The sequence below is a fragment of the Devosia sp. SD17-2 genome (assembly GCF_029201565.1).
In the GTDB taxonomy this organism is placed as follows: domain Bacteria; phylum Pseudomonadota; class Alphaproteobacteria; order Rhizobiales; family Devosiaceae; genus Devosia.
In genome coordinates, this window is sequence record NZ_CP104002.1 from 2,219,430 (window position 1) to 2,240,047 (window position 20,618).

A 20,618-nucleotide genomic window follows, 5' to 3' on the forward strand; every position below is an offset into this window, starting at 1 on the left:
CGCCAGGAGGGGCGTCGATGGGTAGTGATCCTGCCGTCAAATTCAGCCTAGGCTCCGGCCCGGGCTTGCGCATTCCAGCCCATCTGGGTGTGATCATGGACGGCAATGGCCGCTGGGCTCAGGCTCGCGGCAAGCGCCGGACTGAGGGTCACGTGGAAGGCGTTAAGGCTCTGCGAAATCTCGTTGAGCTTTGCATCACCTATGGCGTCGGCTATCTCACCGTCTTCAGTTTTTCCTCCGAGAACTGGACCCGCCCGCCTGATGAAGTCTCCTTCATTTTCAATCTGTTACGGCGCTTCGTTGCATCCGATTTGCAACGCCTGATCCGGAACAATGTGAAGGCCCGGATCGTCGGCTCGCGGGACGGGCTGGATGGCTCGCTCATCCGCCTTATCGAGGATGTCGAGGCCCAGACGGCCCATAACACCGGCCTGGTGCTGGTCGTGGCCTTCAACTACGGCGGCAAGATAGAGATTGTGGATGCGATCAAGACATTGGCGCGACGGGTCGCGGCCGGTGAGCTCGATCCGGAAGCGATCGACGTCAATGCAGTCGAGGCGTCCCTCTATACAGCTGGCATCCCCGATCCTGACCTGATCATCCGCACCAGCGGTGAACAGCGCCTGTCCAATTTCCTGCTGTGGCAGGCCGCCTATTCGGAATTCGTCTTCGTTCCCGAGAACTGGCCGGACTTTGACGAAGCCTGTTTCGTACGTGTGCTTGAGGCCTATTCGCTCAGAGACCGGCGTTTTGGCGGGATTGGAGCGGCAGCGCATTGAGCGACCGGGGCAGGGAACCGTCTGAAACTCCGGCCAAGCGCCGCAACTGGTCCGATATCGGTCCCCGGCTTGCTTCCGCAGCTGTGCTCATCGCCCTCACCGCGACGGCGCTTTATTTCGGCGGCTATTTCTTCGCCGGCATTGTTGGCGTCGTTTATGCCGGCGCCTACCGGGAGTGGGAGGCAATGGTCTCCCGCGCACCTCTAACCCCACAGGGCATGGTTCTTATTGGGCTAGTTGCCCTGTCCGGGCTGCTTTTCCCAATGTTTGGGGTGCTCGGCTCCGCGGTGCTGATCGCCATTGCCTGCGCAATAGCGCTCGGCATGGGGCGCGAGAACTTCGTCTGGCGTGCCGCCGGGCTCATCCTCTTTGGCGTGCTGATTGCCGGTGCGGTCAGCATGCGCGGCGAGACCATGGCCGGCGTCTGGGCTGGGGTCTACCTCGGTACCGTCGTCTGGATGACCGACTCCGCGGCGTTCTTTACCGGTCGCCAGATTGGCGGCGAGAAGCTTGCCCCCGGGATTTCTCCTTCCAAGACCTGGTCAGGTGCGCTTGGCGGCCTTGCACTGGGTGCAGGGGCAGGGCTCGTGGTCTGGACTGTCCTGACCGACTCGCCATGGTGGATCGGTCTCATCCTCTCCATTTCCATCAGCATTCTGGGGCAGTTGGGCGACCTTTCGGAAAGCGCGGTCAAACGCCATTTCCGGATCAAGGACAGCGGCGACCTCATTCCTGGCCATGGTGGCCTGATGGATCGTCTCGACAGCCTGACCTTCGGCATAATTCTGATTTTCATCGTTGGCACGCTGCACAGCGGCTTCGGCTCGGTGGCCGAAGGGCTGCTGTACTGGTGATGTCCCCAGCGGTTCATCCGCGACAAGTGGAACTGGCATGCTCGACTTTGTGATGTGGCTTCTGTCCTACGTGGTACCGTTTCTGGCGGTCCTCACCGTGATCGTGTTCGTGCACGAAATGGGGCACTATCTCGTTGCGCGCTGGAACGGAGTGGCGATCCACACCTTCTCGATCGGTTTTGGGCGAGAGCTCATCGGCTGGAACGACAAGCAGGGCACGCGCTGGCGTATTTCGGCTATTCCGCTCGGCGGTTATGTCCGGTTCGTGGGGGACATGAACGCGGCAAGTGTTCCCGACACCGAGTCTCCGATGTTTCAGGATCCGGCGCTGGCGCCGCACCTCTTCGTCAACAAGTCGGTTTGGCAGCGCATTGCGGTCGTGGCGGCAGGGCCGATCGCCAACATCATCCTGACCTTCCTCATTCTCTACGCCCTGCTGCTGGGCTACGGTCGCTACACCGTGCCTGCGGTAATTGGAGAGGTCCTGCCGGGGTCGGTTGCAGAGGCTGCAGGTTTTCTTCCCGGTGACGAGATCGTCGCCGTGGACGGCTATGTCGTCCGCGGCTTTGAGGATTTTCAGCGGTATGTGGCCACCAGCCCGGCGCGGCCGGTGCAGATCGAGCTCGAGCGCAATGGTGCCGTTGAGAGCTTTGCGATCACGCCGGAAGCCGTGGATGTCGAAGATCGGTTCGGCAACAACCAGCGGGTCGGGCGCATTGGCGTGAGCCGCAGCATCGCTGAAGCCGACCTGACGCTGTATCGGCCCGGTCCCGTCGAGGCCATTGGCATGACGGTTGAGGAAATTCGCTTCATCGTCCAGCGCACCGGCCAGTTCCTCGGCGATTTCTTCGTTGGTCGCGGCGACGTCGAGCAGCTCAGCGGGCCGGTTAAAGTGGCCAAGGTATCGGGTGAAGTGGCCACGCTGGGGGTGATCGCACTGATCAACCTTATGGCCTTGCTGTCGCTCAATATTGGGATATTCAACCTTTTGCCCATTCCCATGCTCGACGGCGGCCACCTCATGTATTATCTCATTGAGGCCGTCCGCGGGCGCCCGCTCAGCATGAGAGTGCAGGAGATGGGTTTCCGCTTCGGTTTTGCGCTGGTGCTCTGCCTTATGGTCTTCACCCTGTTCAACGACACGGTTTTCGACCATTTTGGGATTCTGCGGTAACATCTGGTTAACCTTGGTTCGCAAGGTGTTGCACGAATGCCAGCGCACCAATGAATTGCTAACCTCGTCACGGCTTCCGGCTTGTCCGTGGTTAAAAAAACAGTAAAACAGGTCAATGGAGTTAGCTTGGGGGAGTGTGCGTATGTCGATTCTCCAGGCCGGTCGCAGAAGGCAATAACAATATGATTAACCCCACCAAGCTTATGCGTGGCGCGGTTTCCGCGATCGCGATTATGGGGGCGAGCGCCATGGTTGGTGCCGGAATTCCGGTGCTGGGCGTTGTCGTCGCGCATGCTCAGGAACAGTTGGTTGGTTCTGTCCTGTTCGAGGGCAACCGGCGTTTCTCCGACTCTCAGCTTCTGGCCATGGTGGATGTCTCTGCATCCGGTATCTACACCCAGCAGCGACTTGCTTCCGATATCGAGAGCATCCGTCAGGCTTATGACCGTGATGGCTTCCTCGGTGTTGGCGTGACCGCACGCACCGAGCCGACCAATGATGGTCGCGTCCGTGTTCTGTTCCAGATCAACGAAGGTGAGCGCGCGGGTATCGCTGCGATCAACTTCACTGGCAACAATGCGATCGGCGCCGGCAATCTCAAGGGCACGATGCTCACCAAGGAAACCGGCCTTCTCAGCTGGCTCCTGCGTGACGACAGCTATGACGAGCAGAAGCTTGCCGTCGACCGTGAGCGTCTGCGCATCTATTACGCCAACCGTGGCTATCCTGATGCGCAGGTGAACTCGGTTGCTGAATACGATGCCGCCAAGAACGCCTACTTCATCAATTTCACCATCAATGAAGGCCAACGCTACGAGTTCGGCAATGTCGGTATCGAGACCAGCATCAGCGGTCTGAACACCGATGTGCTGCGCGGCACCGTGCGCACCGGCAAGGGTGCCCAGTACTCCGTCGCCGACCTGCAGCGCTCCATCGAAGAGATGGCCTACGAAGCGACGGCCCAGGGTTATTCCTTCGCTGACGTCCGTGCGCGTCTTGATCGTGATGTCGCGACCAACACCTTCAACATCACCTATCTGGTGGACGAGGGCGCGCGCATCTATGTCGAGCGCATCAACATCACCGGCAACACCAAGAGCCGCGACTTCGTTATCCGTCGTGAGCTGGAATTCGGTGAAGGCGACCCGTTCAACCGCTCGATGGTCATTCGCGGCCGCAACAACATCGAAGCGCTTGGCTTCTTCTCCAACGTTGAAGTGTCCACCGGTCCGGGCTCTGCTCCAGACAAGGTCGTCCTGAACATCAACGTGACGGAAACCTCGACCGGCGAATACGGCGCAACCGCCGGCTATTCGACCACGGACGGCATCCTTGGCGAAATCTCGCTGACGGAACGCAACTTCCTTGGTCGTGGCCAGTATCTGCGTGCCGCCGTTGGCGCTACCCAGGCCGGCCGGACGTTCGACTTCTCGTTCACCGAACCGCGCTTCATGGGCCTCAAGGTTGCTGCCGGAGTCGATGCGTACCATCGCATCTACGACGAAACGACCACGACGTTCTATGGCTCGCAGATCACCGGCGGTCAGCTGCGCTTCGGCGTGCCGATCACCAGCGCACTCTCGGCTTCGCTGTTCGGCGGATACGAGCGTCGCGTGATTTCCGACGAGAAGGACAATCCGCAGTTCCAGTCGTCGCTGGTTTCGCATAACCAGGAATTCAACAAGGCCTTCGTCGGCTACTCGTTGACCTGGAATGGCCTCGACGACATGAAGAACCCGACCGAGGGCCTTTATGCCACGTTCACCCAGCAGTATATCGGCTGGGATCATAACCTGCTGAAGACTGAGGCCCGTGGTCGCTACTTCATCCCGGTCATGCAGGACACCGGCATTGTTGCCAGCGTCCGTGGCCAGGCTGGCGTGATCAACAGCCTCGACAACAGCGGCGTGCATTCGGTCGAAGCGTTCATGCCGGGTCCGAACCTTATCCGTGGCTTCCAGGGACGTGGCATTGGCCCGCGCCTGACGAGCGGCGAATATCTCGGCGCCACCATGTATGCCGGCGTCTCGGCTGAGATCGAGTTCCCGATCCCGGCTCTGCCGGAAAGCTACGGCCTCAGCGGTGCTGTCTGGGCTGACGCAGCCTGGATCGACGGTATGCCGAATATCGGTGCCGTGCCGGTCGATGCCGCAAGCCAGGATTCGCCATGGCGTACTTCGATCGGCGCTTCGCTGATCTGGGACTCGCCGTTTGGTCCGCTGCGTGGCGATTTCGCCCACGTGCTGAACAAATCGACTGCCGACCGTACCCAGGTCTTCCAGGTCACACTTTCGACCCTTCTGTAGTCGAGACGTTCTGGAAGAATTCATTGAGCCGCGGGGCGGTAGCGCCGCGGCTCTTTCTTTTGAAGTGACGTCATGGTTGACACGCGTTTTCATCGATTTGCAGGCTCCATCACCATTGGAGCCCTGCTGGCCGAACTTGGTCGCCAGGATCTCGTTGCCAGTCTGGCTGACCCGGATCGCGTCGTTAGTGGCGTGAACGAGCTCGAACTTGCCGGACCGGACGATCTGGTTCTGGCTGCCCATCCCAGCTATGCGGCCGATTTGCGCCGGACAAAAGCGGGCCTCGCCCTGATCAGCCAGGCGCTGGTTGATGATGTGCCGCAGGGTACGCTGGCGATTGTCACGCCCAAGACCCACAATCTGTTCGCTGACATTCTGGAGCGTCTTTATCCCTCCAGCACGCGTTCGGTCATCCTCGGGCAGCGTGAGGATCTCGGTGCGCCAATTTTCGAGCGCGACGTGACCATTGGCTCCAATGTCGTGGTTGGCGCCGGCGTTGAAATTGGCCGCGGCACGGTGATCGGCGCCAATACCGTGATCGGGCCGGGTGTCACCATTGGCCGCAACTGCACGATTGCCAGCAATTGCACAATCGACTGCACCCATATCGGCAACGAAGTGGTTATCCACGCCGGCGTGCGCCTCGGAACCGAGGGTTTCGGGTGGCTGGACCATGGTTCGGCCAACAAGAAAATTCCACAGCTCGGTCGTGTCATTGTGCAGGACCGCGTCGAAATCGGCGCGAACAGCACGATCGACCGCGGCGCGCTCGGTGACACTGTCATCGGGGATGGCACAAAGATCGATAATCTTGTGCAGATCGGGCACAATTGCCGGATCGGGCGCAATTGCCTTATCGCCGCCATGAGCGGGTTGTCAGGCTCGACCATTGTCGAAGACGGCGTCCTGATGGGTGGCGGCGTCGGCACTTCGGGCCATCTGCGGATCGGAGCTGGCTCGGTTGTGCATGGCAGGGCTGCTGTGACCAAAGACTGGCCAGCCGGTTCCAAGCTTGCCGGAGCTCCTGCGCAGGATATAAGAGACTTCTGGCGGGAAATGGCCGCCATGAGGAAATTGTCTAAAGGGGACAAGCGGGTATGACCGACGCCGTAAACGAGGCCACCGAACTGGATGCGATGAGCATCACGGATATCCTCAGCACGCTGCCGCACCGTTATCCGATGCTCATGATTGACCGGATTATCGAGATCGACGGCGACGACTCGGCGATCGGCATCAAGAACGTCACCGTCAACGAGCCTGCTTTCCAGGGTCACTTTCCGGGCACGCCAATCTTCCCTGGCGTCCTCATCATCGAGGGCATGGCGCAGGTTTGCGGCGCCATCGCGATCCGCCATGATTCGCGCGACGACAAGAAGAGCATCGTCATGCTGCTTGGCGTCGACAAGGCGCGCTTCCGCCGCCCGGCGGGCCCTGGCGATACCCTCGAATATCACGTCACCAAGATCCAGCGCCGCCGCAATGTCGGCCGCTATCGCGCTGAGGCCAAGGTAAATGGCGTCATCGTTGCGGAGGCAGAGATCACCGCAATGATTTCTGAGGCCGGCGGTGACTGACACCCAAATTCATCCTACAGCGATCGTCGGTAGCGGCGCTCGCCTCGGTGCCGGTGTTCGCATTGGTCCGTTCTGCACTGTTGGCGATGATGTCGTCCTGGGCGACAATGTCGAGCTGATCTCGCATGCTGTCGTCACCGGCCGCACCACGATCGGTGCGCAGACGCGCATTTATCCCTTCGCCTCGATTGGTCATCAGCCGCAGGATCTCAAGTTCCACGGCGAAGAATCCTACCTCGAGATCGGTGAACGCAACACAATTCGCGAGTCGGTGACCATCAATCCGGGCACGGAAGGCGGCGGGCTCTATACGCGGATCGGCAATGACTGCCTGCTGATGGCCTGCTCGCATGTCGCGCACGACTGTCAGGTCGGCAATAACGTCGTTCTGGCAAACTATGTTGGCTTGGCAGGTCACTCCATCGTCGGCGATCACGTCGGTTTTGGTGGCATCTGCGCGGTTCGCCAGTTCGTCCGTATTGGTCACCACGCCTTCATCGGTGCCCAGAGTATGATCGACGCCGATGTCATTCCCTATGGTTTGGCCGTGGGCAATCGTGCTCGGCTGGGCGGTCTTAATCTCGTCGGCCTCAAGCGCCGCGGGTTTGACCGGGAGGCGATCCATTCGCTTCGCGCCGCCTATCGCATGATCTTCTCGGAAGAGGGCACTTTGCGCGAACGCGTTGAAGATGCAGCGGAAATGTTCAAGGACAAGCCGCTGGTGCAGGACGTGGTGAATTTTATCACCGCCGAGGATCGCCCGCTGGTGCAGCCGCGCGATACATCAGAACAAGAATAAGAGTTGCTGTCATGACGAGCCCGCTTCGTCTTTTTATCCTTGCGGGCGAGCCATCCGGCGACCGCATTGCCGCTGATCTCGTGTCGCGACTGCAGGCGCGCGTTCCGCTTCAATTTGCCGGGGTAGGGGGCGATGCGCTCGCTGCCCTTGGCATGAAGTCCTTTTTTGACATGAATGAGCTCTCGGTCATGGGCTGGGCAGATGTTTTGCCCCGTCTGCCCAAGCTTTTGTGGCGGGCACGGCAGGTGGCACGGGCCATCGTCGAGGCCAAGCCCGATGTCGCCGTTCTCGTCGACTCTCAGGTTTTCAATGCGATCGTAGCCAAGCAGGTCCATAAGCGCGCGCCCGAAATTCCGGTCGTGCTCTGCGTGGCCCCTGCCGTCTGGGCCTGGAAGCCCGAACGGGCCAAGGCGCTGTCGCCAAAATTCCGCGAAATTCTCGCCGTTCTGCCGTTTGAACCCGCTTTCATGCGCAGTGCCGGCGGCCCCGAGACGAGCTATATCGGCCACCCGGCCACGCAGGCCTTTACCCAGCGCGCAGAAGTGCCTGATACCGGCCCCTTGATGCTGTTGCCTGGTAGCCGCGAAGGGGAATTGCGCCGCCACCTGCCGCTGATGCGCGACGTCGCGACAGCGCTTGCCGGTCATCCGCGCGTTACCGGTTTTGTCCTTCCCACACCGCGCCGTCTCAAGGGCCGGGTTGAGCGCGAGACCAGCACCTGGCCGGTGCCGGTTGAGGTCATCACCGCCGACGAGCAGAGGGCCGAGGCACTGACGGCCTCGATTGGTGCAGTTGCCGTTACCGGAACGGTGACGCTGGAGCTCGCGCTGGCCGGTGTTCCGATGGTCACAACATATGTCGCCGACAAGGGACAGGCCAAGCGCTGGGTAAAGTACAAGGTGAAATACGCCTCGTTGCCCAATGCCATTCTCGACAGGGATCTCGTCCCCGAAGTGCTGCAGCTGGAGCCCGATCCCGCAGCACTGGTGGCCGAGGTGAAGAGCCTCCTCGACGGGCCCGACGTAGCGGCGGCGCAGCTCGCTGGTTTCTCGCGGATCCGCGACCTCATGGAAAACGGCGCAGAGGGCGAACCGCGGGTCGATCCGGCCGAGCGCATCCTCCGCTACTATCCGCACAATTGAAAAAGGCCCCGCTCGAGAGCGGGGCCTTTTTTCTTCGAAGCAGGATCAGCGAGCGCTGATCGGAGTGTAGTCGCGCTCGCTGGCGCCGTTGTAGAGCTGGCGTGGGCGGCCGATCTTCTTCTGCGGATCGCCGATCATTTCCTTCCACTGGCTGATCCAGCCAACGGTACGGGCAACGGCGAACAGCACGGTGAACATGGAGGTCGGGAACCCGATCGCGTCCAGAATTACGCCAGAGTAGAAGTCGACGTTCGGGTAGAGCTTGCGGTCGATGAAGTACGGATCCTCCAGCGCGATGCGCTCGAGCTCCTGGGCAACCTGCAGGGTCGGGTTGTTTTCGACACCGAGGATGGCCAGCACTTCCTTGGCCGTCTTCTGCATGACCGTCGCGCGCGGGTCAAAGTTTTTGTAGACGCGGTGACCGAAGCCCATGAGGCGGAACGGGTCGTTCTTGTCCTTGGCGCGGGCGATGAATTCGGGAATGCGGTCAACGGTGCCGATTTCGCGCAGCATGTTGAGGCAGGCTTCGTTGGCGCCGCCATGGGCAGGGCCCCAGAGGCAGGCCACGCCAGCTGCGATACAGGCAAACGGATTGGCGTCGGACGAACCGGACAGGCGCACGGTCGAAGTCGACGCGTTCTGCTCGTGATCGGCATGGAGCGTGAAGATCAAATCCATGGCGCGGGCGATCTTCGGGTCGACCTTGTACTCTTCAGCCGGAACCGAGAAGCACATGTGCAGGAAGTTCGCGGCATAGCCGAGGTCGTTGCGCGGATAAACGAAGGGCTGGCCGACCGAATATTTATAGGCCATTGCCGCGAGCGTCGGGATCTTTGCAATCATTCGGATCGATGCGATCTCGCGCTGCTGCGGGTCATTGATGTCGGTCGAGTCGTGATAGAAGGCTGCCATGGCGCCGACCACGCCGGTCATGATGGCCATCGGATGCGCGTCGCGACGGAAGCCGCGATAGAAGTAGTGCATCTGCTCGTGCACCATGGTGTGGCGCGTCACGAGTTCTTCGAACTCGGCAAACTGGGTCTTGCTCGGAAGCTCGCCGTAGAGCAGCAGATAGCAGACTTCGAGGTAGTTGGATTTATCGGCCAGCCGTTCGATGGGGTAACCGCGATAGAGCAGTTCGCCCTTGTCGCCGTCGATATAGGTGATGGCGCTGTCGCAGGCCGCGGTCGAGGTGAACCCCGGGTCGTAGGTGAACATGCCAGTCTTGGCGTAGAGCGATCGGATATCGACGACATCCGGTCCTACGGACCCACTCAATATCGGGAATTCGTGGGTTTCATCTCCGATGACGAGTTTGGCGACTTTGTCGGTCATTTAGCTCTCCTCGCTACGCCGCGGCCCTTAAAAGACAATTCTGGAATTAGGGCTGGGCAGGCACCGGAAACGGTGCCAATTGCTGCCGCAGAGGTATCAGCTTTCCCCCTCTACAGGCAACCGATAGGGTAGGCATGGCCTACCCTTGCCTGGCCCGGTTATTGCGCGATCTGGTCGTTCAGGCGGGCCATGGATTTGTCCCGGCCGATCAGCACCATCACTTCGAAAATACCCGGCGAAACCGTGCGTCCCGTAAGGGCTGCACGCAGGGGCTGTGCCAGTTTGCCCAGCTTCAGACCCTTCTCCTCGGCCAGTCTGCGCATGGCTGCGTCGATAGCGGGTACTGACCATTCGTTAAGCCCCCCTAACGTATCGGCAATACTCGCCAGCACCGTACGGGCATCGGCCGTCAGCAAGGCGGCGGCGGCAGCGTCCGGCGCGATCGGGCGGATCGCATAGATGAACTGGGCGAGATCGATCAGCTCGAGCACGGTCTTGGCGCGCGGCTGCAGTTCGGGAATCGCGGCCAGAACGGTGTCCTTGTTGGCGCTGAGACCGGCATGGTCGACATCGCGGCCGACTTCCTGGGCCGTGGACAGCATGATCTCATAAAGATCAGCGGGCTGGGCCTCGCGGATATAGAGGCCGTTGATGTTCTCAAGCTTGACGAAGTCGAAGCGGGCCGCACCCTTGTTCAGCGCTTCGAGCGAGAACCATTCCACCATCTGCTCGGTCGAGAAGATTTCGTCGTCGCCATGGCTCCAGCCGAGGCGTGCGAGATAGTTGCGCAGCGCCGCGGGCAAATAGCCCATCTGGCGATAGGCTTCCACGCCGAGCGCGCCGTGGCGCTTGGAGAGCTTTGCGCCATCAGGGCCGTGGATCAGCGGGATGTGCGACATCTCCGGCACGGTCCAGCCCATGGCGTTATAGATGATGATCTGACGGGCGGCATTGGTGAGGTGGTCGTCGCCACGGATGATGTGGGTGACGCCCATGTCATGGTCGTCGACTACAACGGCGTGCATATAGGTCGGGGTGCCGTCGGAACGCAGGATGATGAAGTCGTCGAGGTTCTCGGTCTTGAACACGACCTCGCCCTGCACGTGGTCGTGCACGACGATCTCACCGCTGAGCGGGGCCTTGATGCGCACGACCGGCTTGACGCCCTCCGGGGCCTCGGACGCGTCGCGGTCGCGCCAATAGCCGTTGTAGCGCGGCGGCTTGCCGGCAGCGCGGGCGTCTTCGCGCATCTTGTCGAGCTCTTCGGGCGAGCAATAGCAGTAGTAGGCATGGCCCATCTTCACGAGCTCATGGGCGACTTCCGCATGGCGCGGTGCGCGCTCGAACTGGCTGATCGGCTCGCCCTCCCAGTCGAGCCCCAACCACTTCAGCCCGTCAATGAGCGCCACGACGGCTGCATCGGTCGAGCGTTCGCGGTCGGTGTCCTCGATGCGTAGCAGCATCTTGCCGCCCTGGTTCCGGGCAAAGGCCCAGTTGAACAGCGCCGTGCGGGCGCCGCCAATGTGCAGATATCCGGTGGGGGACGGGGCGAAGCGAGTGACAACCTGAGACATGATAACCGGAGGGATTGGATCAATTTGAGGCCGTGTGTAGCATAGGCGGGCTTGAGCGCAAGGGCAGGGGTGCGCAGCGTGTCTGGGCAGGGGGCGACAAGTCGACACCGGGGCCGCGCGATGACAGCGCAAGCGCCCGGCTGGCAGGGGCGGCGCCGGCCGGACTCATCCTTCAAAAGGGTAGCGACCTCGTTACGCGAGGGTCTGGCTGAGGCTGGCAGCCAGCGGCGCCACTTCGTGCTCCTGCCGTTTGGCCTCATTGTCGGGCTTGTTGTCTACGCGGCCCTTCCTGAGGAACCCGGCCTCCCATTCTTTGCACTTGGCACCTTGTTGGTCTGCGCGGCTCTGCTGCGAGCCATGTTGCGGCAGTCGCTGGCAGGGGTGCGGGTCGCCGTGCAACTGTGGTCGCTCTGGGCGGGTTTCTGCCTGTTACCGGCACATGCCCTGACCTTCGGCACGGAAATGCTGCGCTTCCCCAGCTTTGGGCACTATGCAGTCCTCGTTGACGAAGTGCTGTCCACCGATGCGGCGGGACGCCGGGTGGTCGTGTCTGAACTGACGCCAGTCGACGGAGCAAGGGCCGTGCCGATCCGGCGGGCGCGCCTGCTTGTGCCGCTGGAGCCGGTGCTGGAACCCGGCGATCGCTTCAGCGCCAATCTGCGGCTGACGCCGGTGCCCGGCCCCGGTGCTGCCGGGCACGCATGACGGACAGTTCCATTCCTATTTCGCTGGGATCGGCGCTTACGGAGGGGTGACCAGCGGGCTCGAGGTGCTGTCGCGCGGCGACGACACAGACATCGGTCGCCGAGTTCAGGCGCTTCGCAACCACATCGGCGGCCGCGTCGACCTTGCCCTCGCGCCGGATAGTGCAGCCATCGGCAGGGCGATGATGGTTGGCGACCAGAGCGCGATCACCGATGAAATCCGCGATGTCATGGCCGCGTCGGGTCTCGCCCATGTCTACTCAATCTCGGGCCTCCACCTCTCCATTGTCGCCGGTGGCATCTTCTGGCTGGTGCGGCTGGCGCTCGCTTCCCTGCCCATGCTGGTGGCCTGGCCAAGCAAGAAGATCGCTGCAATTGCCGGGCTCCTTGCCGCTTTTGGGTATCTGCTTCTTGCGGGTGGTCCGGACAATGTGCCGGCCTTTCGCTCAACGCTGATGCTGGCGTTGATCTTTGGCGCTGCGCTCGTGGGGCGGCGCGCGCTGACCATGCGCAATGTCGCCATTGCCGCACTGGTTATTATCGTCCTAGAGCCGACCAGCGTCTTCCGCCCCAGCTTTCAGCTGTCATTCGCCGCCGTGGTTGCGCTGATTGGCGTCTACGAGCTGCCGCGGCGGGCGGGTGCCGGAAAATATGGCGCGCTCGAACGCTTCTTCCGCTTCGTGCTTGCCACAGCGGCAACAAGCTTCATCGCTGGCCTCGCGACATTGCTCTTCTCCGCTTATCATTTCCAGCAGACGGCCCCGCTCGGGGTGCTGGGCAATGTGCTGGCGCTGCCGTTCGTCAGCTTCATCATGTGGTTCGGCGTGCTGGCCGTGGTCGCCATGCCCTTCGGCGTTGACGGGCCGTTCCTCCAATTGATGGGTTGGAATATTGATCGCATGGTCGACGTGGCAGAACTGGTCGCCGGGTGGAGCGCCGGGTTTACCGGTAACCCTCTCCTGACCTATGGGGCGCTGCTGGTCGGCCTGGCTTCCCTCGCCTGGTTCGCGTTTCTCGCGGGGCGATGGCGATTTCTCGGTCCGGTTCTGGCCGTCCCGTTCGTCCTGCTGTTTGGCTTTGCGGCGCGGCCTGATGTTCTCATCGCCGATACGACGCAGGCTATTGCGATCCGCGATGGTGATGGCGATGGGCTGGCGCTAGCCAGCGGACGCACGGGCAGCTTTGCCGTCGATGTGTGGAGCCGCCACTATCAGGCCGAGATCGCAGCAAGCCATTCGGGCGCGCGCTGCGACGGGCTTGAGTGGCATCGTCAGCAATGGCGCGTTCACCACGGCCATCGTGCGCAATGCAGCGGCCTTTGCCGAGGACTGTTTCGGCAATGATCTGGTGATCAGCCGGGCGGCCGTTCCGGCCTGGTGTCGATCCGGGAATATGGTGATCGGCCCCTATGAGCTGGAGCGGCACGGTGTCCACTGGCTGGCCTGGGACGCAGCTGCCGGGCGCTTCGATGTGCGCCCGGCAATCGTCCATATCAATCGGCCGTGGCGAGTTTGGCGACAGTGACGCCAGCGCCGGGGATTTCCGCCCCGCCAACGACATAGCCGGTCTCGTCGGAAGACGGGTTCAGCTGGGCGGTGCCGGTGGAATAGTTCACATAGATGCGGTAGCCGCCGCGGCACCGCGCCCGCACACCGGCCGGCAGGTTCAGCACCGGCAGGTCGGACTCGGCAATCAGATGATCGGCGACGCGCTGGATCAGCGCCCGGTCACCGCTAGCGGTGAGGTAGAAGAGCTTGCCCTGCGCGATCAGCACCGGCACGCCTTCATTGTCCTCGATGACGATCTCTCCGCGCGTCTCAACCTTTTCTCGCCAGAGGCGCGTGGCTCCGCCGCCCTTGACCGTAATCGAAACATGGCCCGGGACACTGTCTACCCGGGTGACGCGGGCATCGAGCAGGTTGGGCGACAGATCGGGGCCGAGACGGCTGGGGATGGAGAAGTTCTTGGTCTTCGAACCGCTGCGGGGCCCGATCAGCAGATAGCCATCGAAGTTCTCAATGGCTTCGCGCAATTCGTCTGACCAGGCGAAGAGGGCCGGAATGGCGACGATGTCGTAGCCGGAAAAGCTCGTTGTCTTGGGCGAGAGGATGTCGATATCGACACCATGCTTGCGGAAGGCGCTGTAGATTTCGCGGACATGGGCGCCGTGATTGAAGCCCTTCGATTGGGGCTGCACGTCCCAGGCCCATTCGCTCTCATAGTCAAACACCAGGGCGACGGGCGCCTTGCCGGCTGTTCCTGCAAGGCCTGTCGCGGCGAGTTCACGGGCGACCTGGCTTGCTTCCGCAAACGCCGGCGCGGGTTCGCTGTCCGGACGCAACAGCCCCGCATGCATTTGCTCCTGCGCGAACGGCGCCTGACGCCAGCGGAAGTAGGACACGACCTCGGCGCCATGGGCGAAGGCTTCCCAGGCCCAGAGGCGGGCCATGCCGGGCAGGGGATCGGGATTGAACTGGGCCCAGTTCACCGGACCCGGTTGTTGTTCCATGATCCACCAGCGGCCGTGACCGACGGTACGGTAGAGATCGTGATGGAAGGCGGCATTATCCGGGTCACCCTGGCGCATGTACTGGCGCTTGGTGTCGTCGGGCTCGTCGCTGACGGCGAGATGGCCGATGGGATAGGAATCCCAGCTCGCCACATCCAGCGTTTCAGCCAGATCATAATGGTCGAACTCACTGTAGCGGCTCATGAAGTTATGAATGACCGGCAGGTCCGGGCGCCTGGCCTTGAGGATGTCGTACTGGACCTTGTTGAAGGCCGACACCTGATCGGACGAATAGCGCCGGAAATCGAGGTCGTGGATCGGGATAGGCTCGCAGACCAAGAGGTTTGGCAGCTCGATCTGGTCGAGCGAATTGTACTCCATCGACCAGAACACATTGCCCCACGCCTCGTTCAGAGCTTCGACGGACCCGTAACGCTTGCCGAGCCAGTCGCGGAAACCACTCAGCGCTGCCGGCGAATAGGAATAGGTCGTGCCGTGGCAGCCATATTCATTGTCGGTTTGCCAGCCACCCAATGCCGGGTGATCGCTCAGTGCGTCCGCGAGAATCTGCGTGATGCGGGCGCACTCTTCCCGATAGCCCAGGTGGGAGAAGTCGTAGTGGCGGCGGGATCCGAACCCCTTCTGGCGGCCGTTGGCATCGACGGCCAGCATGTCCGGATGCTTGTCGATCATCCAGCGCGGCGGCGTTGCCGTGGGCGTGCCGACGATGACTTTCAGCCCCTGTGCACCAAGCACATCCATGGCGCGGATCATCCAGTCGAGCCGCAGATCGCCGGGGGCCGGCTCCAGCCGTGACCAGGCGAACTCGCCGATGCGGACATATTTGATGCCGACCTCAGCCATGCGCTCGGCGTCACGGGCCCACCAGTCTTCAGGCCAGTGTTCGGGATAGTAGCAGACGCCAAGGGCAGGGCTGATGGTCATGTGAGTGCTCAGAGGATGACTGTAGATTCAGGCAGACCGGCGACGTCGAGTTCGATGGCGAAGACGCCGCCCGCAGACGGTTCCTTGGCCAGCTGTTCGTCCGAGAGGCCGATGGCTGCGGTGGTGATGAAGAGGGTCTTGAGGTCCTTGCCGCCAAAGGATGGACAGGTCACCTGGCTGGCCGGAACCTCGATCACCCGGTCGACCGAGCCGTCAGGCGCATGCCGCACGACGCAATGGCCGCCCCAGCGGGCGTTCCAGACATAGCCTTCGCTGTCCACGACGGCGCCGTCGGGAGAGCCGCGATGGCCGGAAACGTCAGCGAACAGTTCCCAGTCGCCGATCGGCATGCCGGTCTGCGGATCGGTTTTGCACTTCATAATCTTCTTGGTCGCGGTGTCGCTCCAATAGGCGATGCGCCCGTCCGGTGAAAAGCAGGTGGCGTTGGGAATGGCTGCGGTCGGGATGATCGTGGTCAGCGTGCCCGCCCGGTAGTGATAGACGGCGCCGGCCTTGGCGCTTCCTTCCTTGACCATGGTGCCGATCCAGAAGGCCCCGGAGGGATGAACGCGGCTGTCGTTGGCACGGTTGGTGGGGACGTCGCGCTCGATATCCTCGATCCTGTTGATGCCGCCCACGGTGAGGTCGAAGCGGATGAGGCCATTTTCCGTGGCGATGGCCAAGGTGTCGTTATCGACGATCGCTGCTGCCGCAACGCTTTCGTTGAACAGCCAGCTCTCGACGATCTCGCCGGTCTCATCGGCGGCATAGAGGCTTTGTTCGACGATATCGAAGAAGAACAATTGCTGCCGGCCGGGATGCCAGATCGGGCCTTCGCCCAGTGAACATTTGCTGTCGATAAGCAGGCGTGCCGTCGCGGTCATGCCGTGGCTCCCTTGTCATAGGCGGCAACTGCCGTGGCGGCGCGCTGGCCGACTTCGGCGGCGCTGCGGCCGGGGGTATAAATATAAGTTCCAAGGCCGAAGCCGGCGCAGCCGACAGCAAAGAACTCATCGAAATTGTCGGGATTGGCCCCGCCCACTGCATAGAGCGGTAGGGACGGGGGCAGCACGGCCTTCAGGGCCTTGATCCCCTTTGATCCCAGCACTTCGGCGGGGAAGAATTTAAGGCCCGTTGCGCCGGCGCGGATCGCCCGGAACGCGTCGCTTGGGCTGAACACGCCCGGATAGGATTTCAGGCCAAGCCGCACAGTCTCGGCAATCACCGGCTCATAGGTGTCGGGAGACACGATGAACGTGCCACCCGCCTGGGCAACGGCGCGCACGTCTTCCTCAGAGAGAACCGTGCCAGCGCCGATCTCGGCCCTGCCCGACAGAGCCGCTGCGGCGCGGGAAATGCTTTCGGTGGCGTTGGGGGAATTAAGCGGAACCTCGATAAGGGTGATCCCGGCCTCAACAAGCGCTGCGCACACGGGCACGGCTTCTTCGGGGGTGATGCCGCGCAGGATGGCGATGATGTGGCGATGGGACATGGCAGCAGGATCCTTCAGGCGTTGGCGCGGGCAGTTTTGAGACCGGCGAGGACGACCTCGGTCGCATCGAGGATGCGGCCCGAGGCGCCGGCCATTTCCAGCACCCGGACATAGAGGGCGCAAAGGCCAGCCGAGCCGATAAGCGGAACGGGGTCGTTGCCGATCTGGTCTCGATTGGCGGCAATCTCGGTGCCGATGAGCAGGCCCGAGAGATAGCCGGCGCACCAGGCGGCGTCGCGGTCGGAGAGAAGGGCGGCAGCGCGCACACGGAACAATTGCCCAAGGAGATCCGCGGGCCTTGCCAAGCCATCGGCAGCGCCGGCGTTAAAGCCCGCCTCCCGCGTCGGCCCGTCGAGCTCACCGCCGAGGGAGTGGCGCAGCACCGAGTGAGTTTTTAGGATTTCGAAGATTTCACCGGTCATTGCGGTGGTGAAACTCTCGATCCGCGTGCCGTCGAGTCGTGCCCATTTCGAATGCGTGCCCGGAAGGCAGACGAGGCCTGAGTAGCCTGGGATGAGGCTCGCGAGCCCAAGCAGCTGGGTTTCCTCGCCGCGCATGACATTTTCGCCGCCGGTGCGTTGACAGACGCCGGGAAGGATCGAGACGGTATAGCGGTCACTGCCGGCATCAGGATGGACCGCGCCGGCACGAAGGCCGCGCAGATCTGTGGGGGCTTCGAGATAGGGCGCTTCGAGCCAGCCCTGACGGGCCCCAGCCATGCCGCAGATGAGGACATCAACCGGTCTGGACACCTGCAGTGTCTCGACGATCTCGCCCAGCGCGCCGGCGAATTCCTCTCGCTTGAGCTTGCCCATGCCCCGGTCCGAACTGGCGGTGGACACAATGGCGCCGCTCTCGCTCATCCCCCAAGCCCGCAGATTGGACGTTCCCCAATCAACGGCAATCCAGGCCACAGACTCACTCACCTGCCGAACCTCCCCAGCACGCCTCTGAATTCGGCGGGACCCTAATCCAAGTTCGGCGAACCCGGAAACCCCCATCGAGCGCATTCATGGCTCTCCATCTCCCGCCTAGATCAATCACCAGTGCCGGTCCGCTCGCCAGGTAAGATTTTTGCGGCGTTCCGACAGATGTCTTCCCCTTAACGTTCCGTGAGACGAAATTGTATGATTTTTTACGCCAGACACATTCACAGCGCCGTTTGGCGTGATAGAACGATGCAACTCAAGGCCCGCGTCCGCTTCGGCGGACACTTCAAGGAACAAGCAATATGACTGCAGAGAATGGCGGCAACGGCGCTCGCAAGTTGCGTTCGCGCGCGTGGTTCGACAATCCCGACAATCCGGACATGACCGCGCTCTATCTCGAGCGCTACATGAACTACGGTGTGTCGCGCGAGGAGCTGCAGTCCGGCAAGCCGATCATCGGCATTGCCCAGACCGGTTCGGACCTCAGCCCCTGCAACCGTCACCACGTGGTGCTGGCCGAGCGCGTTCGCGAAGGTATCCGCGAGGCCGGTGGCATTGCCATCGAGTTCCCGGTCCATCCGATCCAGGAGACCGGCAAGCGCCCGACGGCTGGCCTTGACCGCAACCTTGCCTATCTCGGCCTCGTCGAAGTGCTTTATGGCTATCCGCTCGACGGCGTGGTGCTGACCATCGGCTGCGACAAGACCACTCCCGCCATGCTGATGGGCGCGGCAACCGTCAACATTCCGGCCATCGCGCTGTCCGTAGGCCCCATGCTCAATGGCTGGCACAAGGGCGAACGGACCGGTTCGGGCACCATCGTCTGGAAAGCGCGCCAGATGCTGGCCGCAGGCGAGATCGACTATCCGAAATTCATCGAGCTCGTTGCCTCGTCGGCCCCGTCGACCGGCTACTGCAACACCATGGGCACGGCTTCGACCATGAACTCGCTGGCCGAGGCCCTCGGCATGCAGCTGCCGGGTTCGGCCGCCATTCCCGCGCCCTATCGCGATCGCCAGGAAATGGCCTATCGCACCGGCAAGCGCGCCGTGGAAATGGTGCATGAGGATCTGAAGCCCTCCGACATCCTGACCAAGGAAAACTTCCTCAACGCCATCGTGGTCAATTCCGCCATCGGCGGGTCGACCAATGCCCCGATCCATATCAATGCCATCGCGCGCCATATCGGCGTCGAACTCAATATCGACGAATGGCAGGCGCATGGGCACAAGGTGCCGCTGCTGGTGAACATGCAGCCGGCGGGCGAATATCTGGGCGAGGATTATTACCACGCCGGTGGCGTTCCCGCGGTGGTCAACGAGTTGATGAAGCACGGCCTCATTCATGAGAATGCGCCGACCGTCAACGGCAAGACCATGGGCGAGAACTGCCGCAACACGGTGATCGAGGACGACAAGGTCATCCGGACCTTCGACAATCCGCTCAAGGCCGAAGCCGGTTTCCTCGTGCTGCGCGGCAATCTCTTCGACAACGCCATCATGAAGACCAGCGTGATCTCGCCGGAATTCCGCGACCGCTATCTCTCCGACCCCGAGCATCCGGGCATGTTCGAGGGCAAGGCGGTGGTGTTCGATGGTCCGGAGGACTATCACCACCGGATCGATGATCCCTCGCTCGATATCGACGAGCACACGCTGCTGTTCATGCGTGGCGCGGGCCCGATCGGCTATCCGGGTGCGGCGGAAGTCGTCAACATGCGTCCGCCCGATTACCTCATCAAGAAGGGCATCCACTCGCTGGCCTGCATCGGCGACGGTCGCCAGTCGGGTACATCGGGTTCGCCCTCCATCCTCAACGCTTCCCCGGAAGCGGCGGCTGGCGGCAACCTCGCCATCCTCAAGACGGGTGACCGGGTGCGCATCGACCTCAACAAGGGCGAGGCCGATATCCTGATTTCGAATGAGGAAATCGCCACCCGTCGCGCCGCGCTCGAAGCCGATGGCGGGTACAAATTCCCCAAGCACCAGACGCCCTGGCAGGAAATCCAGCGCGGCCTCGTCGACCAGCTCGGAAACGGCGCCATTCTCAAGCCGGCGGAAAAATACCAGCGGATCGCGCAGACCGAAGGCATTCCGCGCGACAACCACTGACGCAAGGCATTTTGCGACTCACTCCCTCGCCGCATGGCGGGGGAGTTTTTTATTGCCTGTCTTGTCCGAGGGCTTGCCGCTCAGTGGACATGCCGAAACGCCGCCCGGCTCCAGGGGAGCGTCGCGGGGACACGGTCGCGATGCCCTGAGGGCACGGTGAAAAGCGGCTTTCGCCCCGAAATAGTAGATATAGAAGAGCGAAAGCCGCTTCCCACGACCGGTTTTTTGAAAGCGCATGCCTTGAGTGGCCCCCTTGCGGGTGGTGCTGGGAACTGCGTCGAGGCATGACCCCGAAGGCAGAACCGGCACCGGCCGGTGGTCGACATCCACGCCCCCGCCCAGGCGACCCCGTGCGGCCCGTCTCCCCGCCCGACGCTTCGTCGGCGCC

Annotated in this window: 17 protein-coding genes; 11 read left to right on the forward strand and 6 right to left on the reverse strand. The window is 62.2% G+C overall.

Annotated features, from left to right (window positions below; genetic code table 11):
* Nucleotides 1–17: 17 nt before the first annotated feature.
* From uppS to NYQ88_RS10955, 8 genes are all read left to right on the forward strand, one after another.
* Nucleotides 18–779, forward strand: coding sequence for a polyprenyl diphosphate synthase (gene uppS / locus NYQ88_RS10920; protein ID WP_275651172.1), 762 nt, complete (start codon nucleotides 18–20; stop codon nucleotides 777–779).
* Nucleotides 776–1,633, forward strand: coding sequence for a phosphatidate cytidylyltransferase (locus NYQ88_RS10925; protein WP_275651173.1), 858 nt, complete (start codon nucleotides 776–778; stop codon nucleotides 1,631–1,633). The genes uppS and NYQ88_RS10925 overlap by 4 nt, the downstream gene beginning before the upstream one ends.
* Before the next feature lie 37 nt (nucleotides 1,634–1,670).
* Entirely contained in the window at nucleotides 1,671–2,807 is a 1,137-nt protein-coding gene (gene rseP, locus NYQ88_RS10930) for an RIP metalloprotease RseP (protein WP_275651174.1), read from the forward strand.
* Nucleotides 2,808–2,989: 182 nt separating this feature from the next.
* Entirely contained in the window at nucleotides 2,990–5,113 is a 2,124-nt protein-coding gene (gene bamA / locus NYQ88_RS10935) for an outer membrane protein assembly factor BamA (protein WP_275651175.1), read from the forward strand.
* A gap of 72 nt (nucleotides 5,114–5,185) precedes the next feature.
* Nucleotides 5,186–6,214, forward strand: a complete 1,029-nt coding sequence (gene lpxD / locus NYQ88_RS10940) for a UDP-3-O-(3-hydroxymyristoyl)glucosamine N-acyltransferase (protein WP_275651176.1) — start codon at nucleotides 5,186–5,188, stop codon at nucleotides 6,212–6,214.
* The gene (gene fabZ, locus NYQ88_RS10945) at nucleotides 6,211–6,690 is read left to right on the forward strand and encodes a 3-hydroxyacyl-ACP dehydratase FabZ (RefSeq protein ID WP_275651177.1); all 480 of its coding nucleotides are present in this window, start codon (nucleotides 6,211–6,213) and stop codon (nucleotides 6,688–6,690) included. The genes lpxD and fabZ overlap by 4 nt, the downstream gene beginning before the upstream one ends.
* On the forward strand, nucleotides 6,683–7,489 hold the full coding sequence (lpxA, locus tag NYQ88_RS10950) for an acyl-ACP--UDP-N-acetylglucosamine O-acyltransferase (RefSeq protein WP_275651178.1): 807 nt from the start codon (nucleotides 6,683–6,685) through the stop codon (nucleotides 7,487–7,489). The genes fabZ and lpxA overlap by 8 nt, the downstream gene beginning before the upstream one ends.
* Nucleotides 7,490–7,500: 11 nt before the next feature.
* A complete protein-coding gene (locus tag NYQ88_RS10955; RefSeq protein ID WP_275651179.1) occupies nucleotides 7,501–8,631 on the forward strand; it encodes a lipid-A-disaccharide synthase in 1,131 nt (376 codons plus the stop codon).
* 45 nt (nucleotides 8,632–8,676) lie between these two features.
* Here NYQ88_RS10955 and gltA read toward each other — a convergent pair whose 3' ends face one another.
* The gene (gene gltA, locus NYQ88_RS10960; RefSeq protein WP_275651180.1) at nucleotides 8,677–9,966 is read right to left on the reverse strand and encodes a citrate synthase; all 1,290 of its coding nucleotides are present in this window, start codon (nucleotides 9,964–9,966) and stop codon (nucleotides 8,677–8,679) included.
* 158 nt (nucleotides 9,967–10,124) lie between these two features.
* Nucleotides 10,125–11,543, reverse strand: a complete 1,419-nt coding sequence (gene gltX, locus NYQ88_RS10965; RefSeq protein WP_275654904.1) for a glutamate--tRNA ligase — start codon at nucleotides 11,541–11,543, stop codon at nucleotides 10,125–10,127.
* 117 nt (nucleotides 11,544–11,660) lie between these two features.
* On the opposite strand from gltX, the gene NYQ88_RS10970 reads away from it, so the two are divergent.
* Both NYQ88_RS10970 and NYQ88_RS10975 read left to right on the forward strand, forming a co-directional pair.
* Nucleotides 11,661–12,245 carry a hypothetical protein gene (locus NYQ88_RS10970; RefSeq protein WP_275651181.1) on the forward strand — a complete coding sequence of 195 codons (585 nt, stop codon included), beginning with the start codon at nucleotides 11,661–11,663 and terminating at the stop codon, nucleotides 12,243–12,245.
* On the forward strand, nucleotides 12,226–13,587 hold the full coding sequence (locus tag NYQ88_RS10975; RefSeq protein ID WP_275651182.1) for a ComEC/Rec2 family competence protein: 1,362 nt from the start codon (nucleotides 12,226–12,228) through the stop codon (nucleotides 13,585–13,587). Before NYQ88_RS10970 ends, NYQ88_RS10975 begins: the two co-directional genes overlap by 20 nt.
* Before the next feature lie 149 nt (nucleotides 13,588–13,736).
* Here NYQ88_RS10975 and NYQ88_RS10980 read toward each other — a convergent pair whose 3' ends face one another.
* The 4 genes from NYQ88_RS10980 to NYQ88_RS10995 are packed head-to-tail and all read right to left on the reverse strand — an operon-like array spanning nucleotide 13,737 to nucleotide 18,116.
* A complete protein-coding gene (locus tag NYQ88_RS10980; protein WP_275651183.1) occupies nucleotides 13,737–15,698 on the reverse strand; it encodes a beta-galactosidase in 1,962 nt (653 codons plus the stop codon).
* An 8-nt stretch (nucleotides 15,699–15,706) separates the two neighbouring features.
* Nucleotides 15,707–16,582 carry an SMP-30/gluconolactonase/LRE family protein gene (locus tag NYQ88_RS10985; RefSeq protein WP_275651184.1) on the reverse strand — a complete coding sequence of 292 codons (876 nt, stop codon included), beginning with the start codon at nucleotides 16,580–16,582 and terminating at the stop codon, nucleotides 15,707–15,709.
* Nucleotides 16,579–17,190 carry a 2-dehydro-3-deoxy-6-phosphogalactonate aldolase gene (locus tag NYQ88_RS10990; protein WP_275651185.1) on the reverse strand — a complete coding sequence of 204 codons (612 nt, stop codon included), beginning with the start codon at nucleotides 17,188–17,190 and terminating at the stop codon, nucleotides 16,579–16,581. The genes NYQ88_RS10985 and NYQ88_RS10990 overlap by 4 nt, the downstream gene beginning before the upstream one ends.
* Before the next feature lie 14 nt (nucleotides 17,191–17,204).
* A complete protein-coding gene (locus tag NYQ88_RS10995; RefSeq protein WP_275651186.1) occupies nucleotides 17,205–18,116 on the reverse strand; it encodes a 2-dehydro-3-deoxygalactonokinase in 912 nt (303 codons plus the stop codon).
* A gap of 305 nt (nucleotides 18,117–18,421) precedes the next feature.
* On the opposite strand from NYQ88_RS10995, the gene NYQ88_RS11000 reads away from it, so the two are divergent.
* Entirely contained in the window at nucleotides 18,422–20,230 is a 1,809-nt protein-coding gene (locus NYQ88_RS11000) for an IlvD/Edd family dehydratase (protein WP_275651187.1), read from the forward strand.
* Nucleotides 20,231–20,618: the final 388 nt, after the last annotated feature.